Source organism: Rhodoflexus caldus (assembly GCF_021206925.1).
GTDB lineage: Bacteria > Bacteroidota > Bacteroidia > Cytophagales > Thermoflexibacteraceae > Rhodoflexus > Rhodoflexus caldus.
In genome coordinates, this window is sequence record NZ_JAJPRF010000003.1 from 137,387 (window position 1) to 148,637 (window position 11,251).

Below are 11,251 nucleotides of genomic sequence, written 5' to 3' on the forward strand. Positions count from 1 at the left end.
TCTTGCAGCCGTTTCACAAACTAACAACAACCATGAAATACTGCTGCCTTTTCATCCTTGGCATTTGCCTGCATGTGGCATGCGCTGCGCAGGATTCCCTGCAAACACCTTTGCAACGCTTTGGCGGAGGGGGATATTTCAAAATCGGTTACGGGGCAATTACGACGGAGGGGATTCCTGCCGTACTGAACAGCCGCAGCACCTTCGCCCCCGATGTGCTCACCGTAGGCGGTGGCGGTTTTGCCTATCTGAACCGCGTAGTAATCGGCGGCAACGGATTTGGTATGACAGGCAGCCGACACGGCGATACGCTCATTACGCACGGCGGCGGCGGCTTTGAGTTCGGTTATGACCTGCTCAATGGGGCTAACCGCCAATTGCTGGCAACCGTTATGCTGGGCGGCAGAGGTACGACCATCAACATAACCAATCGCAACAGTGCGCCCGTGTTTACATCGGGCAGTGTCATGGCAGGAATCAACCTGCATCTGCTGCAATATGTATTTCTAACTCCCAAAGCATCGGAGGCTTCGGGGGGCATCCACGTAGGGCTGCGGCTCTGCGCGTGGACAAGTTTTGGCGGCGGCACTTGGGAGCGCGACGGCAGGAAAATAGCAGGTTCCGGCAACTATCAGCCGCAAGGTGTCATGCTTTCCGCTACGTTTGGCGGTGCAGGCTTTGGCAGCAGGCGATAGTTCTGCGACTATTCCATGATATCTCCTGCCGGATTGCGGCCTGCCGCCCACAGCAGTTCAGCAAACGACTTGGCGTATTTAAACTGGAAGTCCACTAATTTCTGTTCGCCTTCCAACAGCTTGGCTTCCCGACTGTTTACCAAAAACAGGGAACTTTCGCCATTGAGAAACTTAATCTGTTCGCCGTTCAGAAGAACCTGATAGTTATTTACCATCTGTTCCTGTAAGCGCAGTTGAGTGCGTAAATTTTGCAAATCGTTATATACGGCGCTGATGTCGTTCAAAATTTCGCGGTTGAGTTGCGATAACTCAAATCGGCTTTGTTTAATCTTGATATTGGTTTGTGCCAATTTTGCCCGCTCTTTGCGCAAAAACAAAGGGAAGGAAAAATCAATACCGTATTTGTAATTATTGCGGAAGAATGCGCCGGAATTGGCTTCATCAAAGAACGGCGACTGTCCTAAGAAGTTGTAGTTCAGGTTAATCACCGGTTTGAGCATTTCTATGGCAAGCCTGCGCCCTACTTCCAATTGTTTGATTTTAAAATCCAATTTGAGCAATTCGGGGTGGTTTTCACGGGCGTATTGCAGCAAAGTTTCCAATTGGTCGCTTTCGCCAAGCTCGTGCAGGTTATTTGTAGGCAGGGCATTGTCGGGCAACTCCAATGGTTGGCTGTCCTCGTCCCACAGGTGATTGGAAAGTATCAGGCGTGCATTATTCCAGAAAACGGAACTGTTGTTAAATGCTACTTCGCGCTCTTGCAGGGTGATTTTTGCCTCAACGGAGTCAATAGCGGCCAAATCGCCTTGCAGGATGCGGGCTTTCACTGCTTCGTAGCGGATTTTAGCCAAATCTACTCCTTTGCGTGCAATTTGTAATTGTTTGTGTGCAGCATACCACTGCCAGTAGTCTTTGGTTGCCTGCAATACAATTTTGTTAATGGCTTTTATCCGTTCGGCTTCCAACATGCGGTTCATGTATTGCGCCTGTTGTAAAACGGCGCGCCGTTCGTCAAACAGTAAACCCTGTGCAACGGGCAAAATAATGCCGGCATAGAGTAAACCCGAGCTTGGGGTACTTTCTTTCGGGTTCAGGTAGATGCCCGAGTTCTGCTCGAAGCCTACTTTAAAATCCGGCCCGAAGGCGGTCGGAATTTTCATTTCGGCATTCCATGTGTTGAAATAATTCTGCTTTTTGAAATCCTTAAACTCGTGGCTTGCTGCCACTTTAGGGTCAAAAAAGCCGCGTGCCAAGCGAATTTCCTGCTTGCCCATTTCCGAAAGCAAATTGGCCTGCTTCACTATCGGGTGGCCGACAGCCAATTGCCGATAGAAGTCTTTAATACCGAATATGGTCGTATCATTGCCGGCTTTGAGTTTGTCTTCGGGGTAGAAGGCAAAGAAAGCCACAATAATGGATACTCTTGATAAAATGCGCTTCATGCTGTCATGCCTGTTTCTTGCTCACGTGAATTACTTTTTCTTGTCATCGCTCTTTCCTGCTGCATCCTCAGGGGCTTCTTTCAGGCTTGGCGGGAAGCCGTTCAACTGTCGCCATATTTCATACCATACAGGCACGTCGTCAAGCATTGCCCAGCCCAATACGCCGGAACCTTGGCGCAGTTGTTTCGGCCATGGGTCATCTTTGGGGTCAGGTTTTACCAGAATGCGATACTTACCCGCTTTGCTGTCCACCGCATCTATCACGGCTATTTCGCCGCCAAAAGTACCCACGGCTACGCTCGGCCATCCTGAAAACTGAATGGCAGGCCAACCGTCAAACTCTAAGCGCACCTTTCTGCCGATTGAAAGCAGGGGCACGTCCATGGGTTTGATGTACAGCTCCACGGCAACCTCGGGGTTGGCAGGCATGATGGTAACAACGGCTTCTTGTTCCTTGATGGTTTCACCGATACCTGCTTTGAGGGCTTTTACGACCATCCCGTCCTGAGGGGCGCGACAAACGTATTGCTCATTGCGGATTTTCATGTTGGCATACTCATTTTTGAGTTTTGCCAAATCTGCCTGCGCATTGGCAAGCCCTGAGATGGCGTCGTTCAGGTCTGAACGGGCTTTGGATATTTTTTCCAGATACTCGGCGCGTTTAGCATTAAGCTCGATTTGTGTATTGACAAGTTCCTGTTGCGATTGCAGGTATTTGTTTTCAGCCGATACGATTTTAGCATTGGATTCCTGCAATTTGCTGCGCCGCGATTCGAGCGTAATCAGTGCTATAAGCCCCTGTTTTTCCAGCACTTCGCCCGCTTCATATTGTCTCTTTGCAATCAGCAGGTTTACTTTTTCTGCTTCCAAGTCGGCGCTGTCAATGGATACTTTGAGCCGAGTTTGCTTGATTTTGTTGTTTTGCTGCGCCAGATTGAGGTCTAAGGCCTGCTGCAAGGCGCTAATTTGGGCTTGATAGCTTTCTATTTTTCCTTGATAGCCCAAAATAGCTTCTTCTTTACCCTGAATCTGCTCGGCCATTCTTTTGAGCAGTTCGGGGTCAAAGTATTTTTCTTTGATTTCTTCCAGCACCAAAATGGTGTCGCCTTTTTTCACTTGCTGTCCTTCGCGCACGTGCCAAGAGCGAATACGCCCCGCAATAGCCGACTCTACTGTTTGCGGGCGGTCTTGCGGAGTTAAGGCCGTTACGTTGCCGTCTGCCATAATATTCTGCTGCCAAGGCAGAAAGAGAACAATAAAGAAGATAGTGCCGATGCCTGCCAACCAATAAGCAAGTGCTTTGGCGGCCTTTGGCATGAGTAATACATCAGAGGTGCTTAGAAATTTTTTGGCGATGTTTTCATCTATTTCCTTATTGCCTGAAATACCTAACATAACAATTAGATTTTTTGGTTTAACAATTCAATACTACTTGCTGATACTCGGGGTGCTGTTTCAGTTCGCTGAATGTGCCTTGCAGATGTACTTTCCCCTCTTTGAGAATGATATTTCGGTCGCAGGCTTCCATCAGTACAGGGTCATTGGAGATAAGCAACAATGTCCACGGGTTGGAGCGGTCGGTGAGGAAGTTAAGCAGTTTGCGTTTTTCGTCTTTCTGCAATACCGAAAAGAAATCGTTCAAAATAAGTAGTTGCGGGCGTTCCGCTATGCAGCGAGCAAGCGTCAGTCGCACGTGAATACTGCTTGGCCATGATTTAGCACCTGCTATCAACTCTGTTTGTAAGCCGTTGGGAAGTTCATTGACAAAATCGGAAAGGCCGACTTTTTCCAAAGCCCAGATGACATCATCCAGTGCAACAGAGGTCTTGCCCATTGTAATATTGTCCAGAATGGTTCCTTCAAAAATGTTGTCAATAGCGAAGTTGGATGCCACCATGTCGCGAAGGGTATTCAGGTTGATGTCGCGCAGTGAGATATTGTTGAAGGCAACTACCCCTTCGTAGTTATCCAGAATACCGGAAAGCACGCGTACCAGCGTATCCTTGCCGGAGCTGTTAAAGCCTGACAGGCAGACCCTTTCTCCGGAGGCAATGTCTAAGTTGATGCCGTTGAGCACCGATTTATGGCTGTCCGGGTATTGGTATTTGAGGTCTTTGATGCGAACAGACAAACCGGCGCTGATGGTGTGCGGCAGGGCAATACCTGTTTGCCGCTCAACGGGCAGGTCGGTTACATGGCCTACCTTATCGGTAGCCGTCAGCATGTCATACACCGTGCTCATGCTCAGAATGACTTTTTCTACGGCTGCCAAAATCAGGATGATTACAATTTCGGAAGCTACGAATTGTCCTATCAGAATTTGGCGGTTGATAACTAACGAAACCCCGATGATGAGCAAGCCGCCTGTTACAATCGTTTTGAAGCCTACAATATTGCCGAACTGTGTCATCAGCACTTTGAAGTGCTTTTTGCGGTAGTACAGGTAGTTGTTCACCAAGTTTTCCGTTTTGTTGAGAGGCAGCGTGGTATGGCCTGCTAATTTGAAGGCCTCTACGCTGCGGGCAAGCTCCTCGAGCCAGTGTACTACTTTGTATTTGTATTTGGATTCAATGATGCTGGTGCGAAGACCCTCGGGGCCGGTGAAGTAGAAAATAGCAGCCAAAATACCGATTAAAGCAACCCCGAAAACAAGGAATGCGGGGTGATAGAACGAAAGGAGCAGTATGCCAAAGGCAATTTGCAATACAGAACTCGCCAAGTCTATCAACAGCTTGGGAAGGCTTTTCTGAATTGTGAGAATGTCAAAAAAGCGGTTCATGAGTTCGGGTGTGTAGTATTGGGTTACGGCTTCGGTGCGCACATTGGGTATGCGATAGCTGAACTCAAAGGCTGCTTTGACAAAAATCCGCCGCTGAATAACCTCTACAATGTGGTATTGCAAAATCTGCAATACGCCTGAGGCAATCACACCGATAATAACAAAGGCAATAATGAGTACAATTGAACTGAAAATAACACCGCCCGATACAAGCTCCATGATGGCCTGTACGCCCAGAGGCAGCGTAAGGCTGATTGCGGCAATAATGACGGCGTAGAAGTAAACATACCATATATCGCGTTGCTCGAGCCGCAGCAGCCGAAACATGCGTTGCATCGGGGAAAGATGGCGGGCTTCTTCATAACTTTTTTCACGCTCCGACAGCAGGGAAGTACGCGGAAAAGCTAACAGATAAATAACGTTGCCGTTTTTATCGGTGCCGAAAGTGAAGTTTTCAACGTTGGGAATTACTTCCAAATGAACTTCCCGACCGTCTGACTCGTAGTAGTAGCCCTCAAAAAAGCCTGCTTTGTTCTTAAATACAATCAGCGGCTGCCAAGTGTCATTTTGCCGGATAAACACGAGCATCGGGACGTTGGCCGATTTGAGCAACAAGCCGATTTTATCCTTAGGCAATACGTTTCGGAGTAGTGCCATTTCTATTTGCTCGCTTTTGTCGCCCAGCAAATCAATAAATCGGTCTAAATCGGAACCACAGTCCAGAATATTGGCATAGCGGTCGTTGAAGTTAAATAGTTTGTTGCCATGGTTGGTTAGTTCCGCAAGTCGTTTGATTATTGGTACAAATTGAGTTGAATTCATGTTACATGATTAAAATCGCTTCACATTTGCAGGAAAGTAAGAAGTGGTTGTTAGTTGTCCAAGTCATCATTTACTTAGACTGAATTCAAGGACTTTTACTGAAAAACTCCTCAGAAGGTTTTTATCCCTCAAAATTTCACAAAAAAGTGCAAAAAACACAACAGCCTCCTGCCGTTTGGTCGCAGGAGGCTGTTGGCAGCATGTTAAAAAATGTTAGATTACCAATTCTCTGCCCAGTCTTTCCAACAGTGCTTTGGTTGCGCGGATGCCTTCTACTTCCGACAATCGGTTGCCTTCATATTCAATGCCGATGTATCCGGTGTAGCCCGCATCTTTTACGATTTGCAACAGGCGTTTATAGTCCATTTTGGTTTCATTGCCTTGCTCATCAAAATCATAGGACTTGGCGCTTACGCCTTTGGCAAAAGGCATGAGCTCGCTTACGCCCGTGTAGCGGTCATATTCTTCTTCGCAGCCATCTTCCCATTTGCCGTTTTTGTATTTGAGGCAGAAATTGCCGAAATCGGGCAAAGTGCCGCAGCGATTGGTGTTGAGGTTTTTATTAACCGTACCAATGACTTCCGACAACCACTTGCCGTTGGAAGAGTAGCCGCCGTGGTTTTCCACAATAACATTGATGTCGTGTTTCATGCCAAATTCGGTGAGTTGGCTCAGGCCGTCTATAACGGCTTTTTTCACCTCCTCTGCGCTGCCTTCGCCGTAAGCGTTTACGCGTATGGAATGGCAGCCCAGAAACTTGGCGGCTTCTACCCATTTGTAGTGGTTTTCTACTGCCTGCTTGCGTTTTTTGGCATCCGAGTCGCCCATATTTCCTTCCGCATCTACCATAATGAGTACGCTGGTAACACCGTTGTCGTCGCAGCGCTTTTTCAACTCGGCAAGATAGGCGGAGTCTTTGGCTTTGTCTTTAAACAGGAAACTGACATACTCAACCGCATCTATACCAAAATCGTTTTTGGCTTTGAGCGGGAAGTCAAGGTTGTCTAATTCTTTGGCCATAATCATTTTGTGGAGCGACCACTCGGCTAGTGAAATTTTGAAAAACGGAGGCTTGACAATAGCGGTTGTTGCTGCGGTAGCAGTGGAGTCCTGTCCGGTGCTTTCCTCTTTGGTACTGCCTGTGCAACCTACTGTCCAAATGCCGGCGGCACTCAGTGCGGTCAATCCGGCAAATTGCTTGATAAAATCGCGACGTTTTGTATCCATTTTCTTTGGTGGTTATAAGTTGTTGAATAAGTATATGTTTGGCGTTGGAATGTGGATGCCTTCCAATTTTCTATCAAAAAGTCCGCTAAGTTTTACGCTAAGCGCGCTAAGCGTTTTGTAAGGATTAGTTTCCTTGTGCACTTTGCGATTGAACCTTTGCGAACTCTGCGGTAAAAAGAACTGAATTACTCCCCGCAGCCGATAGGCGCACCGGGCGGCAGTTCCTTATGCGTGCTGACTTTTGCTTTTTCGGGGGCTTTCATGCGTTCCAGTGCATAGTCTATGTGTGCCAAATAATGTTCGTTCATTTGGTTACCGCTACCGAAAATAGATTCAATATTTTTGGAAAGGCGGTTGCCTTGCAGGTAGGTACGCAGGTCGTTGAGTTTTTTGCTTACCACTGCCCGCGCCTGATAGTTGGCGCTTTCGTTTACGCTGAGTGCCAGCAAGTGCGTAAGCACCATTTGTTCGGTTTGCAACTGAATTTGTGCGGCAAGTCCGCTTTGGCGGGTAGCTTTCCATGTGGCATTGATGACTTGGTCTATTACCGAACTAAGCCCTAAACCGCTGCCGCGTGCTTCCAACAGCACCAATCGGCTGGCGCGCTCAGGATGGAACAGCAATCCCAGCGGCAAATCGGCGGCGGCTTCGGCAGCTGCCAGCGGGTCAAACAACAGCCCTGTGCGCTTGTTGAACAGTTCGCGGGTGAAAGCATAATTGGCAGGGCGCGGCGGAATCATGGCTACGATGCGCTCCGGCAAGGTGAGCGTTTCGGGTTTGATACATTCCAGCACTGCATCTAATGCCTTTTGCTGTTGCTTGACATCCAAAATTTGCGTTACGGTTTGGTTATCGCCGCGCAAGGCATAGGTATAATCCACACCGCCGATGAGCTTAACGGCTGCCTCTGCCTGATAGCGGTGATAGTTGTAAACAGGCACAAGTACATCTTCCAAAAACGCCAGTGGTTCGCCTTCTCGCACGGCTTTTTCCGAAAACTTGTCTAAGGCTTTTTTCCGAACGGCTAACACGTTGCGCAACTCATCGGCAGCATCCGTTCCGTTGTCCCACAGGTGCGCGTAGGGGTGCATACCGCCGGGTGCGCGTGCGTCGCGGTCAGAAATGTAGCGCATACCTTTGGCGAACACTTCGTCCAAATAGCGGCGCGAAGCGGCTGCATCGTCCGTTCCTTTGGGGAAGGTCTGATAGCCATAGGTGATGCTGACTTTGTCCCATTCGCCGATTTCGTCGGTGTAAACATCGCCGAAATCCAAGTCGCCGTTTTTGTCTAACTTAATCCAAGGGTGGGGATAGTCCATCACCGAAGCGCGGTTGTTGGTGCTGGCAGCGTAGTTGTGCATTAGCCCCAGTGTATGCCCTACCTCGTGTGCCGAAAGTTGCCGCAAGCGGTGCAAGGCGGCGTTGAGCATTTTTTCTGAAGGTTTTTCGCCTTTTTCAAAGGGGGAAAGCAAGCCCGTAAAAATCAGGTAGTCCTGCCGCACCCGCAGCGAACCGAGCGATACGTGCCCTTTGATAATTTCGCCCGTGCGCGGGTCTACCACCGAAGCGCCGTAGCTCCATCCGCGGGTAGAGCGATGCACCCACTGAATGACGTTGTAGCGCACATCCATCATGTCCGCACCTTCGGGCAATATTTCCACCCGAAAAGCATTTTTGAAACCTGCTGCCTCAAAGGCTTTTGCCCACCAGCGTGCACCTTCCAGCAGAGCCGTGCGGATGGGTTCGGGCGTGCCGTTGTCCAAGTAATAAACAATCGGCTTAACGGGTTCGCTCACTGCTGCGTTGGGGTCTTTCTTTTCTAAGCGGTGGCGAACGATGTAATGCTTTTCTATTGGTTCGGTAACGGGTGTGCTGTAATCATAAAACGACACCGACATGTAGCTGGAGCGCGGGTCTAATACTCGCGGCTGGTACTGGTTGTCGGGCAGTTGCACGAACGAATGGTGTGTGCGCAGCGTGATGGCTTCGGGCGAAGGCACTACTGACTGTACAAAGTTGCCCGCATCTTCACCGCCGACGAAGGTAATCGTGGCTTCCATTTCGGTATTGAGCGGGAAATTTTTGGTGCGGGGCAAATACAACGCCGAGCGCGAAGCATCGGGGCGGTAGCTACCCTGCCGCATCCGGCGGATGGTTTCCGCCACTTTGTGCGAGTCGCGCAGCAAGAAGTCGGTGGCATCAATCAACACCTTGTTGCCGTCTGCCGCTTCGGCCGTGAAGCCCCAGAGGGCACTTTGTGCAAATGATTCTTCCACTGCCCGCTTTTCGTTTGCCTGATTGGTAACGGCGCGGTAGCGATAGTTGGGCTGCACGAGCAGCACTTTTTTGCCTACGCGATGGAATTTCACAATGCGCTCTTCGCCTAACTGCCCGCGGTCTAAGCCGATGTCGTTGCTGCCAAGCCCGCCCGGCAGCGAATTGATATAGAGAAACTCTGTATCCCATTTGTCCACTTCTAACCAAAGTTTACCTTGTGCCTCATCTATCCAAAAGTTGAAAAAGCCTTCGTACTTTTTCATGCCTGCCGTTTTGGAGGCAATAGAGGGCAGCGATTGGGCATACATATGTCCGCCGTAAAAAGCGGTACAAAAGAGTAACAGCATTTTTAATTGAGCAGATGCAAACAGACGCATAACGCAAGCAGTTTAATTGAATAATGCGCCTACAATTTAAGATTTTACCGATGCTTTTCTTTTTGTGGTCTATCTTTAACCGCTAAAATTTTTCGCGCCGCACATGACGCTCAGTTTAGACACCATCAAGTCGCCCATTGCTTCGGAAATGGATACGTTTGAAATCCGCTTCAGGGATTCCATGCGTACCAAAGTGTTGTTGTTGGACAAGATTATGACTTACATTGTCAAACGCAAGGGCAAACAAATGCGACCGATGTTTGTATTTCTGGCAGCAGGCATGTGCGGACAAATCAACGAGTCCACGCATCGCGGCGCGGCACTCATCGAACTGTTGCACACCGCCACGCTGGTACACGACGATGTGGTGGACGACGCAAACTATCGCCGCGGCTTTTTTTCGGTCAATGCGCTTTGGAAAAACAAAGTAGCCGTGTTGGTCGGCGACTATCTGCTATCGCGAGGGCTGCTGCTTTCCATAGACCACGGCGATTTTGAACTGCTGCGCATCGTTTCTAAGGCAGTGCGCGAAATGAGCGAGGGCGAACTGCTGCAAATGGAAAAAGCCCGCCGCTTGGACATAGACGAGGCTGTGTATTTTGAAATTATCCGACAAAAAACCGCCACGCTGATTGCTTCCTGTTGTGCAGTGGGTGCGGCTTCGGGCGGCGCAGATGCCGCTACCATCCGTCAAATGGAGTTGTTCGGAGAAAAAATCGGCATTGCTTTCCAAATCAAAGATGACTTGTTTGACTACGGCAATGACGAAATCGGCAAACCGGTTGGCATTGACATCAAAGAAAAGAAAATGACGCTGCCGCTGATTTTTGCCCTCAATCAGGCAGACCGTTCGGTAAAAAACCACATCATCAACCTGATTAAAAACAAGTCGGACAAACCCAAATACATTGCCGAAATTATTGCCTTCGTGAAGCAATCGGGCGGTATAGAATACGCCCGCCAAGTGATGGAGCGCTACTTTACCGAAGCAAAGACCATACTGGCAGATTTTGCCGATACAGCCTACAAAACGGCCATGCTGCAATTGGTTGAATATACCATTGAGCGCAAAAAGTGATGCTTTTAAACGGCTTTTCTCCCCAGCGCTTTTGCCAGCAGTGGCGGCAGGGGTTGTTCGGAGCGCATTTTTTCCTGTAACTTCAAAAATCCGCCGATAAGTGCTTCGGGGCGCGGCGGACAGCCGGGTACGTACACATCTACGGGTACGATTCTGTCCACACCTTTAACCACGTGGTAGCCGTGTTGCCAATAAGGGCCGCCGCAGTTGGAGCAACTCCCCATTGAAATGACGTAGCGGGGCTCGGCCATTTGGTCATATAGGCGACGCAAGCGGTCGGCCATTTTGAAAGTTACCGTTCCTGCCACAATCATAACATCGGCTTGGCGGGGGGATGCGCGGGGAATCACACCGAAACGGTCTAAGTCGTAGCCGGAGGCATAGCTGCCCATCATTTCAATGGCACAACAGGCCAACCCGAAACTGAGCGGCCACATAGAGGAAAGACGCGCCCAGTTGAGCAGTTCATCGGCTTTGGCGAGGATGATACCGCCTTGGCCTGTTTTTTCCCGTAAGTCCGACAGAGTATTCATAACCGCAATGTTAGCGATTTG

At 49.3% G+C, this 11,251-nt stretch carries 8 protein-coding genes; 2 read left to right on the forward strand and 6 right to left on the reverse strand.

From position 1 onward, the window contains the following. Positions 1–32 precede the first annotated feature (32 nt). Entirely contained in the window at positions 33–695 is a 663-nt protein-coding gene (locus tag NDK19_RS04820) for a hypothetical protein (protein WP_250630718.1), read from the forward strand. 8 nt (positions 696–703) lie between these two features. On the opposite strand, the gene NDK19_RS04825 is transcribed toward NDK19_RS04820, so the two are convergent. From NDK19_RS04825 to NDK19_RS04845, 5 genes are all read right to left on the reverse strand, one after another. After that, on the reverse strand, positions 704–2,137 hold the full coding sequence (locus tag NDK19_RS04825; protein WP_250630719.1) for a TolC family protein: 1,434 nt from the start codon (positions 2,135–2,137) through the stop codon (positions 704–706). Positions 2,138–2,167: 30 nt separating this feature from the next. Beyond that, positions 2,168–3,532 carry an HlyD family secretion protein gene (locus NDK19_RS04830; protein ID WP_250630720.1) on the reverse strand — a complete coding sequence of 455 codons (1,365 nt, stop codon included), beginning with the start codon at positions 3,530–3,532 and terminating at the stop codon, positions 2,168–2,170. Positions 3,533–3,551: 19 nt separating this feature from the next. Then, positions 3,552–5,738, reverse strand: coding sequence for a peptidase domain-containing ABC transporter (locus NDK19_RS04835; RefSeq protein WP_250630721.1), 2,187 nt, complete (start codon positions 5,736–5,738; stop codon positions 3,552–3,554). A 213-nt stretch (positions 5,739–5,951) separates the two neighbouring features. Continuing rightward, positions 5,952–6,965 (reverse strand): sugar phosphate isomerase/epimerase family protein, encoded by a 1,014-nt coding sequence (locus NDK19_RS04840; RefSeq protein WP_250630722.1) that lies wholly within the window; start codon positions 6,963–6,965, stop codon positions 5,952–5,954. Between the two features lie 185 nt (positions 6,966–7,150). Further along, positions 7,151–9,619 carry a zinc-dependent metalloprotease gene (locus NDK19_RS04845; protein WP_250630723.1) on the reverse strand — a complete coding sequence of 823 codons (2,469 nt, stop codon included), beginning with the start codon at positions 9,617–9,619 and terminating at the stop codon, positions 7,151–7,153. A 103-nt stretch (positions 9,620–9,722) separates the two neighbouring features. On the opposite strand from NDK19_RS04845, the gene NDK19_RS04850 reads away from it, so the two are divergent. Next, entirely contained in the window at positions 9,723–10,697 is a 975-nt protein-coding gene (locus NDK19_RS04850) for a polyprenyl synthetase family protein (RefSeq protein ID WP_250630724.1), read from the forward strand. Positions 10,698–10,702: 5 nt separating this feature from the next. On the opposite strand, the gene NDK19_RS04855 is transcribed toward NDK19_RS04850, so the two are convergent. Beyond that, entirely contained in the window at positions 10,703–11,230 is a 528-nt protein-coding gene (locus tag NDK19_RS04855; RefSeq protein WP_394801673.1) for an NADH-quinone oxidoreductase subunit B, read from the reverse strand. Between the last annotated feature and the right edge of the window lie 21 nt (positions 11,231–11,251).